General features: G+C 44.8%; 15 protein-coding genes and 1 pseudogene. 9 read left to right on the forward strand and 7 right to left on the reverse strand.

Annotated elements, in window-relative coordinates:
- The first annotated feature begins 84 nt into the window (after positions 1-84).
- The 5 genes from FTU40_RS03035 (at position 85) to FTU40_RS03055 (ending at position 5,376) form a co-directional block, all read left to right on the forward strand.
- Positions 85-1,677 carry a peptide chain release factor 3 gene (locus tag FTU40_RS03035; protein ID WP_005095608.1) on the forward strand — a complete coding sequence of 531 codons (1,593 nt, stop codon included), beginning with the start codon at positions 85-87 and terminating at the stop codon, positions 1,675-1,677.
- Positions 1,678-1,784: 107 nt separating this feature from the next.
- Positions 1,785-2,609 carry a hypothetical protein gene (locus tag FTU40_RS03040; protein ID WP_100355664.1) on the forward strand — a complete coding sequence of 275 codons (825 nt, stop codon included), beginning with the start codon at positions 1,785-1,787 and terminating at the stop codon, positions 2,607-2,609.
- 49 nt (positions 2,610-2,658) lie between these two features.
- Positions 2,659-3,621 (forward strand): RsiV family protein, encoded by a 963-nt coding sequence (locus FTU40_RS03045; RefSeq protein ID WP_180039730.1) that lies wholly within the window; start codon positions 2,659-2,661, stop codon positions 3,619-3,621.
- Complete coding sequence (locus tag FTU40_RS03050) at positions 3,618-4,442, forward strand: TatD family hydrolase (RefSeq protein WP_180039732.1); 825 nt, start codon at positions 3,618-3,620, stop codon at positions 4,440-4,442. The genes FTU40_RS03045 and FTU40_RS03050 overlap by 4 nt, the downstream gene beginning before the upstream one ends.
- Positions 4,443-4,569: 127 nt before the next feature.
- Positions 4,570-5,376 (forward strand): enoyl-ACP reductase, encoded by an 807-nt coding sequence (locus FTU40_RS03055; protein WP_005095616.1) that lies wholly within the window; start codon positions 4,570-4,572, stop codon positions 5,374-5,376.
- Between the two features lie 212 nt (positions 5,377-5,588).
- Here the strand turns inward: FTU40_RS03055 and secB are convergent, their stop codons facing one another.
- The 4 genes from secB to rsgA all read right to left on the reverse strand — a co-directional run bounded on the left by secB (position 5,589) and on the right by rsgA (position 7,921).
- Complete coding sequence (gene secB, locus FTU40_RS03060) at positions 5,589-6,047, reverse strand: protein-export chaperone SecB (RefSeq protein ID WP_004278389.1); 459 nt, start codon at positions 6,045-6,047, stop codon at positions 5,589-5,591.
- Between the two features lie 38 nt (positions 6,048-6,085).
- On the reverse strand, positions 6,086-6,343 hold the full coding sequence (grxC, locus tag FTU40_RS03065) for a glutaredoxin 3 (RefSeq protein WP_100329331.1): 258 nt from the start codon (positions 6,341-6,343) through the stop codon (positions 6,086-6,088).
- Positions 6,344-6,361: 18 nt separating this feature from the next.
- Positions 6,362-6,769, reverse strand: a complete 408-nt coding sequence (locus tag FTU40_RS03070; RefSeq protein WP_005095619.1) for a rhodanese-like domain-containing protein — start codon at positions 6,767-6,769, stop codon at positions 6,362-6,364.
- Between the two features lie 93 nt (positions 6,770-6,862).
- Positions 6,863-7,921 carry a ribosome small subunit-dependent GTPase A gene (rsgA, locus tag FTU40_RS03075; RefSeq protein ID WP_005095621.1) on the reverse strand — a complete coding sequence of 353 codons (1,059 nt, stop codon included), beginning with the start codon at positions 7,919-7,921 and terminating at the stop codon, positions 6,863-6,865.
- Between the two features lie 124 nt (positions 7,922-8,045).
- Between rsgA and orn the strand changes: the two genes are divergently transcribed.
- The 3 genes from orn (at position 8,046) to FTU40_RS03090 (ending at position 11,764) form a co-directional block, all read left to right on the forward strand.
- Positions 8,046-8,603: an oligoribonuclease gene (gene orn / locus FTU40_RS03080; protein WP_004278381.1), complete on the forward strand. Its 558-nt coding sequence runs from the start codon at positions 8,046-8,048 to the stop codon at positions 8,601-8,603.
- 456 nt (positions 8,604-9,059) lie between these two features.
- Positions 9,060-9,830, forward strand: a complete 771-nt coding sequence (locus FTU40_RS03085; protein ID WP_005172727.1) for a ThiF family adenylyltransferase — start codon at positions 9,060-9,062, stop codon at positions 9,828-9,830.
- 98 nt (positions 9,831-9,928) lie between these two features.
- Positions 9,929-11,764 carry a tetratricopeptide repeat protein gene (locus tag FTU40_RS03090; RefSeq protein ID WP_180039733.1) on the forward strand — a complete coding sequence of 612 codons (1,836 nt, stop codon included), beginning with the start codon at positions 9,929-9,931 and terminating at the stop codon, positions 11,762-11,764.
- Between the two features lie 69 nt (positions 11,765-11,833).
- On the opposite strand, the gene FTU40_RS03095 is transcribed toward FTU40_RS03090, so the two are convergent.
- The 3 genes from FTU40_RS03095 to FTU40_RS03105 are packed head-to-tail and all read right to left on the reverse strand — an operon-like array spanning position 11,834 to position 16,588.
- The gene (locus tag FTU40_RS03095) at positions 11,834-13,252 is read right to left on the reverse strand and encodes an efflux transporter outer membrane subunit (RefSeq protein ID WP_100355669.1); all 1,419 of its coding nucleotides are present in this window, start codon (positions 13,250-13,252) and stop codon (positions 11,834-11,836) included.
- A gap of 10 nt (positions 13,253-13,262) precedes the next feature.
- On the reverse strand, positions 13,263-15,236 hold the full coding sequence (locus tag FTU40_RS03100) for a MacB family efflux pump subunit (RefSeq protein ID WP_100329238.1): 1,974 nt from the start codon (positions 15,234-15,236) through the stop codon (positions 13,263-13,265).
- A gap of 2 nt (positions 15,237-15,238) precedes the next feature.
- Positions 15,239-16,588, reverse strand: a complete 1,350-nt coding sequence (locus tag FTU40_RS03105) for a MacA family efflux pump subunit (RefSeq protein WP_100329237.1) — start codon at positions 16,586-16,588, stop codon at positions 15,239-15,241.
- 478 nt (positions 16,589-17,066) lie between these two features.
- Between FTU40_RS03105 and FTU40_RS03110 the strand changes: the two are divergent.
- Positions 17,067-17,271, forward strand: a pseudogene (locus FTU40_RS03110) (IS701 family transposase); the annotation flags it as partial.

Consider the following 17,271-nt stretch of genomic DNA (forward strand, 5'->3'; position numbering starts at 1 on the left):
TTTAGAAATCTGCTACAATATCGCCAATTTTCATATTGATCGTTTTTGATCTTGAGCACTGCGGTTCTGCAGTAGGTATTTTCCATGAGTTTTAAAGATGAGTTAGCGGCGCAGGTCGCTCAGCGACGTACATTCGCCATTATTTCCCACCCCGATGCCGGTAAAACCACCATGACAGAAAAGCTGCTGTTATGGGGGCAGGCGATTCAGGTTGCAGGTATGGTGAAAAGCCGTAAGTCTGACCGGGCCGCTACATCAGACTGGATGGAAATGGAAAAAGAACGTGGCATCTCGATCACGACCTCGGTGATGCAGTTCCCGTTCAAAGACAAGATGATCAACCTGCTCGATACCCCGGGACATGAAGATTTCTCGGAAGATACCTATCGTACCTTAACCGCCGTTGACTCGGCATTAATGGTGATTGATGGTGCAAAAGGGGTAGAAGACCGGACCATTAAATTGATGGACGTGTGTCGTATGCGCGATACACCGATTATTTCTTTTGTTAACAAAATGGACCGTGAAATCCGTGAGCCACTCGAGCTTCTGGATGAAATCGAAAACGTTCTGAAAATTAAATGTGTTCCGATCACCTGGCCATTGGGTACGGGGCGTGATTTTGCCGGTGTATTTAATTTAATCGAAGAAAAATTCTACATTTACAAAACCGGTTTTGGTTCAACCATTCCTACAATCGAAATACGTGATGGTTATGACTATCCGGATCTTCGTGAGAAAGTTGGTGAGCTGGCGTGGGCTGCATTTGAAGAATCACTTGAACTGGTGCAAATGGCCAATGAGCCATTGGATCGTGAAGAATTTCTGGCAGGCCGTCAAACGCCGGTATTGTTCGGTACAGCCTTAGGTAACTTTGGGGTTGACCATGTGCTGGATGCCTTCAGTCAATATGCACCGCCGCCGAAGGCCCATCCTACTCAGGCTCGTGTTGTCGAAGCTGATGAAGAAGGCTTTAGCGGTTTTGTCTTTAAAATTCAGGCCAATATGGACCCGAAACATCGTGACCGTATTGCATTCATGCGAATTTGTTCAGGTAAATATGAAAAAGGCCTGAAAATGAAGCATGTACGTCTGGATAAAGATGTGCGGATTAGTGATGCCTTAACCTTCCTGGCCGGTGACCGCCAGCATCTGGAAGAAGCGTGGCCGGGCGATATTATCGGACTGCATAACCACGGCACCATTCAGATTGGTGATACCTTTACTTCAGGTGAAAAGCTACAGTTCACAGGTATTCCGCACTTTGCACCGGAAATGTTCCGTCGTGTACGCTTAAAAGATCCTTTGAAATCGAAACAGTTGCAAAAGGGCCTGAAAGAGTTGTCTGAAGAAGGTGCAACACAGGTATTTATGCCACAGCATAATAATGACCTGATCGTGGGTGCAGTGGGCGTACTTCAGTTTGAAGTGGTGGCGTATCGTTTGAAAGAAGAATATAAAGTTGACTGTGTTTACGAACCCGTGAACATCAATACTGTTCGTTGGGTGTCTTGTGATGACGAGAAAAAATTTAACGAATTTAAGAAAAAGGCCCACGACCAGTTGTCAGTCGATGGCGGTGGTCACTTGACTTATCTTGCGCCAAGCCGAGTGAATTTACAGCTCATGCAAGAACGTTATCCGGACATCGTGTTCCATAATACGCGCGAACACTAAACTTTCAGGCATTCAAATATCGTCTAAAAATATCAAACAGCTTCTCCGGAAGCTGTTTTGTTTTATGTTACATTTAAACTATTCATAACCTGATAGATTGTTTAAAAATGAAGTTCAGCAAGGAAGCCGCCCTCGGTGCTGTCATTGGTTTAAGTCTTGTCCTGAGTGGCTGTGATAAAAGCGAAAAAGAACCGGAACTTGACCAGCCGGATGGAAAAACAACCCCAGTTAAGCAAAGTGCCAGTATTTTGCCTTACCTGAATATTCAAGAACAACCGGCCAAGATCGCCTTGCCATTTTGTGAAATCAAAAACTGTATCAATGTCGATATCCAGACTTTATATACGGCTGATCCCTGGATGAATCACTGGATCGAAAAACAGCAGGCCAAGGTAATTCAGGATCAAATTGGCTTAAAACAGGATATGAGTTTACAACAGGCGATGAATGCCTATGTGAAAAAATCGGATGCCTGGCAGGCTCAACTCCAGCTCAATCAGGCTTATGAATTATCGCTGTATACCCGCATTCCCTATCAGCGTAATCAATATGTCTTGCTGCAAATTGGTATTGATAGTAAACAGGAAAATATCAGTGTGTATGAGCGCTATTATTTTTTTGTAGCCGATCGTCAACAACAAAAAATGCTGACCCCACTGGATATTATCGATCCCAAACAACAGTTGTTAATGGACAAGATCATTCAAACCGCTTATGAAAAATGGTTAAAGGACAATAATCACGAGGTTCAGCAGCAAGCACCGAAAAAACTGTATTGGGGGCAGGCTGAGTGGTTCTTCGATCAGGAAGGGATTGGTCTGCATTATCGTAGTCATGACATTAGCAAAGATGCCAAACAACTGGATATCTATTTAACAAAAGAACAAACACAACAGGTCTTGAAAGCCGAAGTCTATCGGAATATGTTCTAAAGGTTGTAATCCTCTCAGGATTAATTACACGTTTTGAAAAGGGTAATGAATGCCAAAATATAAGAATATTTTTTGTCTATCGATACTGGCATCCGCAGTTTTACTGAGTGCATGTCAGCCGAAGAGCAATGAGCCGAAAGAGCTGACTTCTCCTGAAGTGGTACAAACCGAGCCAGAAGTCCTGAAACTTAGTGGTGATACCGAAAAACTCAAGCTGGTGATTCCAGAGTGTGAGGGTAAAAACTGTCCGGAAATTTCGATTGAACGCCTGAACAGTAATCAGCGCTTTATTGATGAATGGATCGATCAGCAGATTTTGCAACAGTTAAAAAATATCCTGTCTGTCGATGCGATTGAGCCGGCAAAAGCCACTGCTGCCAGTGAAGCCGAAGTGGCTGCTTCTGAACCAAAAACAGCCTTGTCGACGGTCACTACACCAAAACAGCAGCTTGAGCAGCAAATTCAGCCTTCTATGCAGACCTTCTTGAATCTGGACAAGGAGCTCAAAGCACTGAGTGCCAGTCATAGCATTAGCCTGATGATTAAGCCCAAGATTCTGAATTCGGGTGATCCATTGGCGACTGTGGTGCTAAACAGTAGCCATTATCTGGGAGGTGCGCACGGAGCATCTGCACAGCGCTATTATAATTTTGATCTTGAACAGCAAACACTGGTCAAGCTGGATGACATTATTGCCGAGAAGCAAAAAGCCAAACTCGAAGCACAGGCGTATGAGGCTTTTAAAGTCTGGGTCATGGAGTCCAAGCTGGCAAAAGATGTCGCTGAATATGAACAGGCCTGGAAGTTCATACTGACCGATAATTTTTATCTGGCCAAAGAAGGTTTGATCTTACAATATGCCGAATATGAAATCGGACCTTATGTGGTGGGTTTGCCGCGCTTAATGATTCCTTATGCGCAGCTACAAGGCGTGCTAAAACCGCAATATCTGCTGCAAGCTGAAACAGCAGCCTCTGAGGCACAGCCAGCGTTAGCATCTAAAGCCGAATGAAGTTAAAACTGTTCGATACGCATACCCATTTTGATGTTCCCGATTTTGATCCTGATCGGGAACATCTGGCCTATGCGGCCAAAGCGGTAGGTGTGGAACATCTGGTTCTAATTGGCTTTTTGCAAAACCGCTTTCAGGATTTGTTAAAAACCCACCATTTTATCAACGGGTTGGAAAATGCACCGCATAGCCACTTGGCACCCGGCTTGCATCCGTTTTATATTGAACAGCATCAGGCTGAACATTTATATGATCTGGAGCAGCTACTTAGAAATGAACAATGCATTGCCATTGGTGAAATCGGTCTCGACACATTTTTAAAGCAGCATAAACAACCTGAAATTTTTCAAAAGCAGCAATATTTTTTCGCTGCACAAATTGAACTGGCACAACAATTTGATAAGCCGATTTTGCTGCATATCCGTAAATCACATGCAGAAGTTTTACAAATTTTAAAACAGCATCAGTTTAAACAGGGTGGAATCGCACATGCCTTTGGCGGAGGTGTCGAGGAAGCCAAGGCTTTTGTCAAGTTGGGGTTTAAGCTTGGTGTTACTGGTCAGATTACCAATCCGAATGCCAGAAAACTGCATCAGGTGGTACAGGCAGTCGGTGCAGAACATCTGGTGCTGGAAACCGATTGTCCGGATATGACGCCGTTATGCTGTCAACAGTCAGGTGAGCAACGTACCCGCAATACACCTGCCAACTTGCCTTATGTACTGGAAGGTTTGGCACAAAGCTTAGGGCAAGATCAAGCCAAATTGGCACAGCAACTCTGGCAGAATACCCATCAGGTTTTGAATTTGGCCGATGAATAATGCCGGTTTTTATTGCTCGGCTGTATCTGCTGTAATTTGGTATCTGTTAAAAAAAGATGCATTATGCAATTTCTAAAATGCCTCAGACTTGGCATCATGCATATATATTCTTTTAGGTGAGATTCACATGGCACAAGGACTTTTGGCGGGTAAGCGCTTCTTGATCGCGGGTATTGCGAGTAAATTATCCATTGCTTTTGGTATTGCTCAGGCATTACATCGTGAAGGTGCTGAATTAGCTTTTACTTATCCAAATGAAAAGCTGAAAAAGCGGGTAGATGACTTTGCTGAACAGTTTGGTTCAAAACTGGTTTTTCCTTGTGATGTGGCGGTAGATGCTGATATTGATAATGCATTTGCTGAGCTGGCAAAACACTGGGATGGTCTGGACGGCGTGGTGCATTCTATCGGTTTCGCACCGGCGCATACTTTGGATGGTGACTTCACCGAAATCACGGACCGTGAAGGTTTTAACATTGCACATGACATCAGTGCCTATAGCTTTATCGCGATGGCACGTGCGGCAAAGCCTTTGCTACAAGTCCGTCAAGGTTGCCTGTTAACGCTAACTTATCAAGGTTCTGAGCGCGTAATGCCGAACTATAACGTGATGGGTATGGCCAAAGCCTCTTTAGAAGCCGGTGTTCGTTATTTAGCTTCGAGCTTGGGTCAGGAAGGGATTCGTGTGAACGCGATCTCTGCGGGTCCGATCCGTACTCTGGCAGCTTCAGGTATTAAATCATTCCGTAAAATGCTCGACCTGAATGAGAAAGTTGCACCACTGAAACGTAATGTGACGATTGAAGATGTCGGGAATGCCGCATTATTCCTGTGCTCGCCATGGGCCAATGGCATTACCGGTGAAATCCTGTATGTCGATGCCGGTTTCAATACCGTGGGTATGAGTGCTGATTTAATGGCGGATGCGGAATAAAAGTCTATTCTCTGCCGTGGGGGGGAGAGTTCCTCCCTTTTTTAAAGGAAGGTTAGGAGGGATTATTTTTCTTTAATCTCGCTAAACCCTTTCTTAAAAAAAAGAGTGAATGAGCAAAATCCCCCTCATTCCCCCTTTGATAAAGGGGGAGTTCACTCAAGGCCATAAAAAAGACCGCATAAGCGGTCTTTTTTAGATTTGCAGGACAGCGATTAAGCCTGACCATCTACAGCGGCAGTTTGTGCACGTTGCATATTGGCTTCAAATTCAGCATCGAAGTTGATTGGGGTAAGCAGCAACTGTGGGAAGCTACCTTTAGTCACCATATCATTCACTGCTTCACGCAGGAACGGGAACAGAATGTTCGGGCAGTATGCGCCCAGGATGTATGGAAGACGCTCTTCTTCAACGCCATCTACCAAGAAGATACCGGCTTGAGTCACGTCGACGATAAAAGCAGTATCACCTTCATTGGTCGCTTGAACAACGACTTTTAAAGCCACTTCAAAATGAGTCTCATCAATTTTTTCTGCAGAAGAAGAAAGGTTGATGTTGAGCTCAGGTTGCCATTGCTTGGTAAAAACTTGTGCCCCAGGAACCTCAAAAGAAATATCTTTGGTATAAATACGCTCTAATGCCAATTGTGGTTGAGCTTGTTGTTCTTCACTCATTCTTTGATCCTTAATATAAAGTGATGATTTTAATAGAATTAAGCCAGTAATTCATCGAGTTTGCCTTCACGCTCTAAAGCATAAAGCTGGTCGAAACCACCGATGAATTGATCCTTAATAAAAATTTGTGGCACAGTGCGGTGATTGGTACGCTGCATCAATTCAAGACGTACTTCAGGTGCTTCTTGAGATAGATTAATTTCTTTATATGCGACACCTTTGCGCTCAAGCAACTGTTTTGCACGCACGCAATAAGGACACACAGTCGTTGAATAAACAATAACGTCAGCCATGATCAATCTCCTGTTCGTGGATTATTTGCTTTTCACCAAAGGTAAACCCTGGGCTTTCCAGTTACTGATGCCGCCATCAAGACGGTATGCATCGGCATGACCCACTTGTTGTAGCGCAGTACCAGCCACCTGTCCAAGGTTACAAATGAACACCAAAGGGCGATCAGATGCTTTCAGCTCTTCAACATGCTTTGTAATCTGGCTATATGGAATGTTACGGCTGCCGCTGATATGACCTTCACGGAAGTCTTTGGCATCCCGTAAATCAATCAGCATGGCATTTTTTGCTTTGACTAAAATTCCCAGCGACTGCGGAGAAATTTTACGACCGTTACGTTGACCTTCGATAATGAAGAACAAAACTACCAATACCGCGAGTGTTCCAAATAAGAAGGGGTGATTCCCCATAAACTCGAACCAACGTTCCACAATTCACCTAATTACAATTTTAAAATTGCCAAGAGTATAGCTCATAAATATGGTGATCAAAATCACCGCTTCAAGGGTTGAGGCACAAGAAAATTAATTTTTTTGCTGTGCTTCAGTGATTTCATCGATTAAACGCAAATAGCTGTCCAGTCGGCGCGGTAAAATTTCACCCGCACTCGCGGCCTGACGTAAAGCACATTGTTTTTCATGCTTATGCGTGCAGTTCCGGAACTGACAGTGTCCGAGCAGGTTTTCAATTTCAGGAAAACCGATTTGTACCTTATCTAAAGGCAGATGCCACAGGCCAAATTCACGAATTCCCGGAGAGTCGATCAGGGCAGCACCTTCACCAAAACCGATCAAACGGGTTGAGGTGGTGGTGTGCTGACCGAGTGCCGAGTTTTCCGAAATAATATTGGTTTTCTGGGCTGCATCTGGCACGATCGCATTGATCAGCGTACTTTTACCGACACCCGATTGACCGACAAAAGCCACCGTTTCATTTTCCAGACGATTGGACAATACAGTCAGATCACCATCGGACTGGGTTTGCATTACTTCATAACCGAGGTCTTGATATTCTTGTAGCAGAGTCAGAATTGGATCATTTTCTTTGAGCAAATCGGCTTTATTCATCACCAGCAGTGCGGGAATATCGGCATCGGCACAGGCCACCAGATAACGGTCGATCAGGCCCGGTGCTGGCTCAGGCAATGGTGCAAACACAATCACAATCAGTGAAATATTGGCCGCTACCGGTTTAACCTTGTGATAGCGGTCAGGACGGGTCAATAAGGATTTACGTGGATGAATCGCCGTAATAATCCCCAATCCGGTATTCGGATCGGCTTGCCATTTAACCCGGTCACCCGTGACCAATAAATCCAGATTGGTTCGGGTATGACAGCGCCAGACACTGCCCAATTCAATTTCTTTCCAGAAAGGTTCAGGCTCGCCATCGGCAACCACAGGTTTTTCAGGGTGAATGTCAGGAGTAGACAAAGCTTGCACTTCAAGTTGGCGGCCGTAGTGTTGCACTACCAAACCTTCCAGATCACTGGAGGTATCGAGATCTTCTTGACGTGTTTTCTGTTGTTTCTGAATGCGGCGCTGTTGTTGCTCTGTCAGACGACGCTTACGTATTAAGGCCATTCATATCCTAAAAAACCGGGTAAATCAGATGGCAAAAATAGCATGAAGCAGCCCCCGAATGACACCCAAGATGTAATTAATTTGCTACTATAGTTGTTTTTAAACCCAATAAGATTGCACATTTATGAGCAGCACCGCTGATACCCGCCTGATTTGGATTGACCTTGAAATGACAGGTCTAGACACAGACAATGACCAAATTATTGAAATTGCGACGATTGTAACCGATGACAATTTGAATATTCTGGCAGAAGGTCCTGTGCTTGCGGTGCATCAGCCTGCACGTCTGTTAAATGCCATGGATGAGTGGAACACTCGTCAACATGGTCAATCGGGTCTGATTGAACGGGTGCGTCGCAGTAAACTGACGGCTCAGGATGCAGAACAGCAAACTATTGAATTCCTGAAGAAATGGGTCAATCCAAAATCATCCCCGATGTGTGGTAACTCGATCTGTCAGGATCGCCGTTTCTTGCATCGCCTGATGCCTGAGCTGGAGCAGTATTTCCATTACCGTAATCTGGATGTCTCTTCAGTGAAAGAGCTGGCAAAACGCTGGCGTCCAGAAATTATGAGTGGTCTCAAGAAAAATGCTTCGCATCTGGCGATGGATGACATTCGTGATTCAATTGCCGAACTGAAATACTATCGTCAATATTTCTTTATCATGAATAAAGACTAAGTTTAGATGGATTGAAAGAGGCGCAAGCCTCTTTTTTTATGAGATTGATGCTTTTTTCTTTTGATATAAACTCTCAATCAGTTCAAATATCACCCAGGATATCAGTACCAAAATCAGATGGGTCTGGGTTTCATGGCGATCTAGGATCACATATCCGAATAGGCCTAAAATCAACAAACGAATAAAAATACTCAGCGCATAGTTTTTCTGTTTTTGGCTACTGTAAAAATAAAAATGTAGAGTGATCAGTATAAAATTGAGAGCCAAAAGAGCATTGATCAGCACAGTGTTTGACTCCCATATTTAAAGTTTTATGTATGAATTTTATCCAATTATAAATGTTCCTGAATTTATCTTTCTGATTTTGCTGATAGATTTTGTATCAAAATTTTAGAAGCAGTAAAAAAATGCTGACTTTGCTAAAATAAGCCGTGATTTAACAGCTATTGATGACTTATGACTGAACTGCTTCAAGACGATGAATATGAGCGCCGCTTTGCGGGTGTTGCCAAAATTTATGGAGAAGACAGCTTCAGTCATTATGAAAAAAGTCATGTGATGGTGATTGGCATCGGTGGTGTCGGTTCTTGGGCAGTAGAAGCGCTGGCACGTAGCGGTGTGGGCGAGCTGAGTTTGGTCGATATGGATGTGGTGGCGGCATCCAATATTAATCGTCAATTGCCTGCCATGAGCACGACCTTGGGCCATGAAAAAATTGCAGTGATGGCCGAGCGTTGTCATGCCATTAATCCACGGATCAAGATTAATCTGATTGATGACTATCTGACGCCGGAAAATATCAAAGAAATTTTAGCAGGTAATCCTGATTTAATTCTCGACTGTATTGATGATGTGAAGGCCAAATTTGCCTTGATGCTGCATTGTCGCTTTAACAAGATTCCCTTGATTGTGTCGGGCGGGGCAGGCGGTAAACTGGATCCCCTGAAAATTCGGGTGGCCGATTTATCTAAAACCGAACAGGACCCGATGCTGGCCAAATTGCGTGCCCAGTTACGCGGCAAAGGTATTTGTAAAAAACCTAAAGAAAAATTCGGCATTACCTGTGTCTATTCAATCGATAATCCGTTCTCGAGTGCCGATGTCTGTGCCAGTGCCGGCTTGCGCTGTGGTGGTTATGGCTCTGCCGTGGTGGTGACATCAAGCTTTGCCATGGTCGCTGTGGCAGAAGGCTTGAAGAAGCTGGATAGTAAAAGAGCAAAAGCCTGATTTACAAAATAAAAAGCACAAGATATGTGCTTTTTTTGAGACGGCGTTTAGAATGAAAGGATTCATTTGCAGAACAAAAATAATGTTTTGGAGCAGTTATGTGGTTCTTGCTGGTATTGATTTTGGGGATAGGGGCTTTGGGAATCTGGATGTGGAAACGTCCGGATCCGGTGAAACGTGATCAGGCCAAAGCTGTGCAGCATGATCTATGGATTGAGCAGCTTGATGCACAGCTCAAGCATGCGGCGCGCTTGAGTTCAGATCCTGAACATCCGAATTATGCACGCGCCTATCAGATTTACCAGAATCTTGCCCAGCAACAGGAAATTCCACAGGCTTATGTCGGCATGGGGCTGATGCATTTGCAGGGTCTGGGACATGCGCAAAATACGGAAACAGCCATCAGTTATCTCGATAAAGCCTTTCATCTGGGCAGTGATGACGCAGCTTATCATCTGGGGCAGATTCATGAGGAGCAACGCTATCAAATGGCTGACCCGGAAAAGGCGCTGTACTGGTACCGACATGCCGTAGCCCGTGGCAATCTGGATGCCCAGTACCGCATCACTGAACTTTCTTCCACTACAGAAACAAATCCAGAAGAGAAGAACGCTGAACAGCAGCGCTTGGCCTTACTCATTCAAAATGCCGGGCAGGGACATAGCAATTCGCAGTATCAACTGGCGCAGTATTATTTAACAGATTCAGCGGCTCAAGATTTGGTTCAGGGAATTCATTATCTGTTTTTAGCTGCGCAGCAAGATCATCTGGCTGCCAATCAGCAGATCGCCGATGATTATGCGCGTGGACAGAGGCTGCCCCAAGACCAGACTCAAGCCCTGCAATTTATTAAACGCTGTATCAGTCTTGGTGATCAAAAAGGTCTCTATGATTATTATGCTGGCGTACTGCAAGGCCGTATCGATACCGACCAGCGTCAGCGCGTGTTCCAGCATTTGATGCAGCAGTCCAAAGAACATGCCGATGCGCATTCCAAGACTTTAATTGGACTGACTTATTTTCATGGCTGGTATGTCGATAAAAATGAAACCATGGCGTTTCGTTACTGGTCTGAAGCTGCCAATACTCAGCATCCGCCCGCTTTATGCATGATTGCCGCGCTGTATTTTGAACAGCATCTAGTGGCTTATGAGCCGCAAAAGGCATTTGAATTATATCAGGCAGCATTTCAGCTCAGTTCCGATGATGCTTATGCACAAATGGGTCTGGCACTGTGTTATTTAAATGGCATCGGTACTGTAAAAGACACAGCCAAAGCCACCCGCATGATTCAGGCAGTGGCCCAGCAATACTGGCAGATCGAGGCTCAGTCTGAGGCAGATTTAATTTATGTGGTCGGGCGTTTTTATAGTCTGGCGGAATATCCATTGCCGACACGCGACAAAGCCATTCAATATCTGAATCAGGCGGTTGCGAAAGGCTCCAAGGAAGCAGCCTGGTTCCTGTATCAGGCTCTGTCAGGTCTTTATCCGGTCTTTATCCTTAATCCAGAGCAGGCCAATCGTTATCTGCATCAGGCTGCACAACTGGGACATGCACAGGCACAGGCAGAATTGGGCTTGGAGTATCTTAAAGGAAAACAGATTGCGCAGGATATTGCCTTAGGTTTGAGCTATCTGCAAAAAGCGGCTGCTCAGCAGAATAGTGTGGCACTGAATGCGCTGGGGGAAGCGTTTGAAAATGGCATAGGCACTGAGGCAAATATCGAACAGGCGGTACAGTATTACCGTCAGGCGGCAGCGCAGGTCAATGCCGATGCTTATAGTCATCTGGGACGTTTATATACCAAGGGAATTGGGGTGGAACGCGATATTGGAGTCGCGCGGGACTGGCTGGAAAAAGGCAGTTTGCTCGAGCATGAGCGATCAACTGAATTATTGAAAAATGTGCATGCCTATTTAGAAATGAAGTAATTTTTATTGACATCACGCAATATAAAAAACCGCTGTCTGGCAGCGGTTTTTTTATGGTTCAAGCTTTGTTTAAGGTAATTGCTGGATTGGACTGCCACCTAATGCCTGCATTAAAGTCACATAGGCATTGTACTGGTTCTGTCGGGTTTGTACCAAAGACAGCCGTGCATTCCGTGTGGTTTCCTGTGCATCCAGCAGGTTCTTTAACGCCACCGCGCCATTACGATAACGTACTTCAGTCAGACGTTCGGTACGTTCAGCCAGTTCGACATTACGTTGCTGCAAAGTGACTTGCTTACTGATTTCAGTCCGGTTCGATAAGGCATTTTCCACATCGGCAAAGGCTTCGTACATGGTCTGGCGATATTGAATAATCGCTTTTTCATATTCCAGTTCATTCACCTGTAAATCACGTTTCATATCATTCCATTGCAAGAAAGGCAAGGTTAGACCAGCACCAAAAGTTGCAACCGGATTTTTTAAGGCATTCGAGAGGGAAGTACTGCTGCCAATACCGGTGGTCAGATTACCGGTCAAACTAATTGATGGATAGTAGCTGGCTTTGTTGGCATCTTTATTGGCTAGTGCCTTACGTAAGCGTAGTTCAGTGGCTCGAAGGTCAGGACGACGTGACAATAAACTCGCCGGTAAGTCAGCCTGAATACTCGGCAATTGAATATTCGGTAAACGGCTTGGCTCTTGAATCGCGAGCTGTTGAACCGGCATGTGTAGCAATACCGCGAGTCCGGTACGTGTTTCCACACGTTGCTGTTCAATCTGGCTTAAGGTCGCCTGTTGACTTTGAATTGCCTGTTCCGCCTGAGTTAAATCCAGACCGGATACTGCACCGGCACGATATTGTACCCGTACAAGATCATAGGTTTTTTGCGCGGTCGCCAGATTTTGCTGTACCACGCTATAACGTTCATTCAGATAGGCCAGTTGCCAGTATAATTGCGCCGTGGTGCCAATCAGGCTTTGAGCAGTTGCCTGCAAGTCTTCTTCAGAAGCTAAGGCCTCCCAGCGAGCGGCTTCGGTTTGATTGGCCAGTTTGCCAAACAGATCCAGTTCATAGCTTAAGCCCGGATAACCCAGTGAAAGACCGGTCGAAGAATCGCCACCACCATCCAGGCTAAAACGATGACCTGTCGAAATTCCTGCATCACCGACACGAACGCCTTGCTGGCTTTGAGCCTGTCTGGCTTGAATGCGGGCCTGTTGTAAACTGATGCCAGCCACCGCCAGATCTGTATTCTGCGCCAGCACTTGATCGACCAAACTGTTCAATTGCGGATCTTTAAATAAGGTCCACCATTGATCTGCCAGAATGTCGGCATGGATCTGCTGACTTAAAACCTTATTATTTTGAAAGTTGCCCGGCATATTGATCGCAGGCTGCTCATAAGGTGTTTTTACCACTGCCGCACAACCGGTCAGCGAGCTTCCCAGCAACAGGGCACTGGCAAGCTTGGTTAAATTCATTTGCATATCAGGTTCCTTATTCGCGAGAAAGCGCATCGACTGGATTCAGACGAGCGGCATTACGTGCCGGGATAAAGCCAAACACAATTCCAATCAGGCTTGAGCAGACAAAGGCAGCCACAATCGAAGTGGTTGAATAGGCCATCTGGAAAGTACCGCCGGCAAAGTGGGTAATTAGCTGGCCAATCCCGAGCGAGAGCAGCACCCCCAAAATACCGCCTAAAATACACACCAGCACTGCCTCAATCAGGAACTGCTGCAAAATATCACTTTGACGTGCACCCACTGCCATCCGCACCCCAATTTCCTGAGTACGTTCAGTCACGGACACCAGCATGATATTCATCACCCCAATCCCACCAACCACCAATGAGATCACGGCAATGGCTGAAATCAGCAAGGTCATGGTTTTCGTGGTTTGTTGAATGGTTTCACGAATACTATCGGCATTTTGGGTAAATACATCTTGTGCACCATGGCGTTGAACCAATAGATTCAAGATGGCATTTTCCGCAGCAGCACTTGGGTATTCATCTTTAATACGCACAATAATATTACGCACATTAGACTGACCCAGCATACGGCTCATGACGGTCGAGTAGGGCAGATACACGTTTAAAGTATCAGAACTGCCCATGCCGGCTTGTGCTTCCACAATACCAATAATACGGCTCGGGACACTACCCAATAACAGCACTTGGCCTACGGGATTAGTACCATCTTTAAAGAATGTATTTTGGGTGTTGGTATCGATCACCACATCTTGTGCTTGTTGAGTCACGCTGTGTTTATCAAACGCTTGACCTGATTTAAAGTTCAAACCTTTTACATAGAAGAAATCAGCGCTGACACCGTTCACGGTTGCAGAGGCTTCGACTTCTTTAAAGCGAGCGGTGACACTACTGGTCACCGAAGGACTCACGCCATCCACATAGGGTTGTTCTGCTAAGGCATCTGCATCGGCAGGAATCAACGTTTTGGCTTGAGATGATCTAGAGTTGTCACCAAAACCACGACCTTGGAATACGGTAATGGTGTTGGTACCCAAGCTACTAATATTTTCTAAAATCTGCTTTTGTGAACCATTACCCAGCGCAACGACCGATACGACCGATGCAATCCCGATAATAATCCCGAGCATGGTCAAGAAAGTTCGCATACGGTGTGCATTCATGGCCAAGAGCGCCATACGGAACGCTTCACCTAAGCGGTCAAATGCAGCACGCCATGCCGGAATTTTCTTTTGTGGTGCAGGTACAAGCTCATGTTTGACAAAACCATCTTCGACTTCAGGTACATTGGGCTGATCGGAAATAATATTCCCGTCAGAAATCTCAATAATACGCGTAGCATTTTTGGCAACATTATGATCGTGCGTGACCAAAATAATAGTATGACCTTTGGCATTCAGCTCACGCAAAATGCGCATGACTTCAATACCGCTGTTCTTATCGAGTGCGCCTGTTGGCTCATCGGCAAGAATAACATCACCACCATTCATAAGGGCACGTGCAATGGAAACACGCTGTTGCTGACCGCCTGAAAGCTGACTTGGACGGTTTTCAGTTTTTTCACCCAAACCGAGATTGGTCAACAGTTCAGTCGAGCGTTTATTACGTTCTACCGCATCGGCACCCGCATAAATAGCAGGAACTTCAACGTTGCCCGCTGCGGTTAAATCACCGAGTAGATGATAGCGTTGGAAAATAAAGCCGAAATATTCACGGCGCAATTTTGCCAATTCATCCGCTTCAAGTTCGCGTGTTTCGCGTCCTTTAACTTTGTAGCTACCTGTGGTGGGTTTGTCCAAACAGCCCAAAATGTTCATTAATGTCGATTTACCCGAGCCAGACTGACCGACAATCGCGACCAATTCTCCCGGATAAATTTCAAGGTTTACACCTTTTAAAATCTGAATCGTGCTGTCACCGGCAGGAAACTCACGAATCAAATTTTTGACCTCGAGTAGAGGTTGATTAGATTGGGTCATGATTACATTCTCATTGGACCAGCACCTGGGCCACGGCTACCACCGCTGCTACGTTTTGCTGCGTTATTAGAAGAATCAGAGCCATCTGCAATTACAACTTGATCGCCTTTTTTCAAACCTTTGATAATTTGTGCGGTTACACGGTTATTTAAACCAACAAGAACAGGAGTTGGTTTAGCTGTACCATCCGCTTGGACCACACGAACCATTGCGCGCGTTGCTTTACCTTGCGCAATCAAACTACGTTCTGCATCAGATAATTCTAAACGCTGGGGACGATCGCCTGTACCACGTTCAGCATGTTGACCACGTGTGCTAGCTTCGCTTGCTGCTGCACCTGAACCTTCACCACGGCTACGTTGTGGACGGTTTGAGCTTTCAATCGCAGAAGCAGGAATAGTCAGTACATTTTTCGCTTCATCAAGCACAATATACACTTGCGCGGTCATATCAATACGCAGTTTGCCGTCTTCATTCGGTACATCAAACAAAGCGTTGTAATACACCGCTGAACTTGAAGATGACGCCGTATTGGTGTCGGTATTAATTGAGTTTGGAGCAGGCTCAACTTGGCGAAGTTTCGCGTAAATTTTCTTTTCACTGTTGCCAAGGGTTGTGAAGTAAACCGATTGACCTTCTTCCACTTTCATAACATCGGCTTCAGAAATTTCAGCTTTAATGGTCATGTTGTCTAATTTAGCCAGCTTCACAATCGTTGGCGCACTTTGGTTCGCGTTCACGGTTTGACCTTCTTCAGTCACAATCGCGACAATCGTACCGTCCATCGGTGCAACAATTTGGGTATAGCCTAGGTCTTCTTTGGCTGTTGCAAGCGTTAAGCGCGATTGTTCAATTTGTGCATTGATGGCCGTGATTTCAGCTTGCGCTGTTTTAAAGCTTGCCATTGCTGCTTCTAGCTCAGATTTTGAGGTTGCATCTTGGGCATACATGGCTTTTTGGCGGTTATATTCTGCTTCTACTTTCGCTAAATTCGCTTGTTTTACCGTCAACTGCGCTTGTTGATTTTTAATGCTGGCTTCAGCTGTTTTCAATTCATTTTCTTGACGCACAGAATCAATACGGGCAATCAGTTGACCTTGTTTAACTTGATCGCCCAACTGCACATACATTTTTTTTACCTGACCCGAGACTTGAGCACCTACGCTTACCATTTTGGTCGCTTCAAGTACACCTGTTGCCAATACAGAGTTTTCAATATCGCCTGTGGTGACTTCAGCCGTAATGAATTGCATTGGTTTTTCTTTTGGTTTGAGGAAGTACCATGCGGTCGCTGCGACAGCAATGGCAATCACGACAGCCATAATCAGTTTAGTCGGTTTTATTTTTGGCATATTGAGTACGAATTCGGATCAAAGATAGGGATTGATTATAAAAGCGAAATTGGGATAAATCGTGAATTTTTTGAATTATAATGAGAATTATTTTCTATTGGCTGATTTCTGAAAATATCGTCCATACAGACCATTTTAAAATGCTCCATGAATTGCTTATTCTGACATTGATAACAGGATTTGACCCTCTATAGATAACATCGATCCTATTTAAAAGATCATCAGGTGACTCTTGAATAAAATGATCACTGTCCCCAACAGTATTTTTTCAATCAAAGCGCTGCACAAATAAAATCGAGTGTGAATCAATAAAGACATAAGACCAAACATACTAGATTTGTTGTGTGATATTTGTTTTAAGGCTGTTTCTGGCTTAATTTTCCTCCCTCTAGTCCAGAGAGCAAAAATCAGTTGAAAATTAATAGGACTTACGCATTGACGGATTCAAAAAAGTATTAAAATACTTTATAAAGTATCTGTGATCAGACGAATTAAACATGCTTCTACAGCAACTTGTACATTACCCATTTATATGGGCTTTCTCATGACAGAACCGAACTCTATTAGCTGCACACAACTTGCCGAGACTTATAATATCTCGCATGATAGTGTAAATCGCTTTCTAGAGCGTGAAGACTACACACCTCACGACCTATATCAAGAATCAATTCAACATATTGATA

The organism is Acinetobacter sp. YH12100 (assembly GCF_013419135.1).
In the GTDB taxonomy this organism is placed as follows: domain Bacteria; phylum Pseudomonadota; class Gammaproteobacteria; order Pseudomonadales; family Moraxellaceae; genus Acinetobacter; species Acinetobacter pseudolwoffii.

Coding starts and splice junctions, on each gene's coding strand:
- FTU40_RS03035 (WP_005095608.1), top strand. CDS start 85: ATGAGTTTTAAAGATGAGTTAGCGGCGCAGGTCGCTCAGCGACGTACA.
- FTU40_RS03040 (WP_100355664.1), top strand. CDS start 1,785: ATGAAGTTCAGCAAGGAAGCCGCCCTCGGTGCTGTCATTGGTTTAAGT.
- FTU40_RS03045 (WP_180039730.1), top strand. CDS start 2,659: ATGCCAAAATATAAGAATATTTTTTGTCTATCGATACTGGCATCCGCA.
- FTU40_RS03050 (WP_180039732.1), top strand. CDS start 3,618: ATGAAGTTAAAACTGTTCGATACGCATACCCATTTTGATGTTCCCGAT.
- FTU40_RS03055 (WP_005095616.1), top strand. CDS start 4,570: ATGGCACAAGGACTTTTGGCGGGTAAGCGCTTCTTGATCGCGGGTATT.
- secB (WP_004278389.1), bottom strand. CDS start 6,047: ATGAGTGAAGAACAACAAGCTCAACCACAATTGGCATTAGAGCGTATT.
- rsgA (WP_005095621.1), bottom strand. CDS start 7,921: ATGGCCTTAATACGTAAGCGTCGTCTGACAGAGCAACAACAGCGCCGC.
- orn (WP_004278381.1), top strand. CDS start 8,046: ATGAGCAGCACCGCTGATACCCGCCTGATTTGGATTGACCTTGAAATG.
- FTU40_RS03085 (WP_005172727.1), top strand. CDS start 9,060: ATGACTGAACTGCTTCAAGACGATGAATATGAGCGCCGCTTTGCGGGT.
- FTU40_RS03090 (WP_180039733.1), top strand. CDS start 9,929: ATGTGGTTCTTGCTGGTATTGATTTTGGGGATAGGGGCTTTGGGAATC.
- FTU40_RS03095 (WP_100355669.1), bottom strand. CDS start 13,252: ATGCAAATGAATTTAACCAAGCTTGCCAGTGCCCTGTTGCTGGGAAGC.
- FTU40_RS03100 (WP_100329238.1), bottom strand. CDS start 15,236: ATGACCCAATCTAATCAACCTCTACTCGAGGTCAAAAATTTGATTCGT.
- FTU40_RS03105 (WP_100329237.1), bottom strand. CDS start 16,588: ATGCCAAAAATAAAACCGACTAAACTGATTATGGCTGTCGTGATTGCC.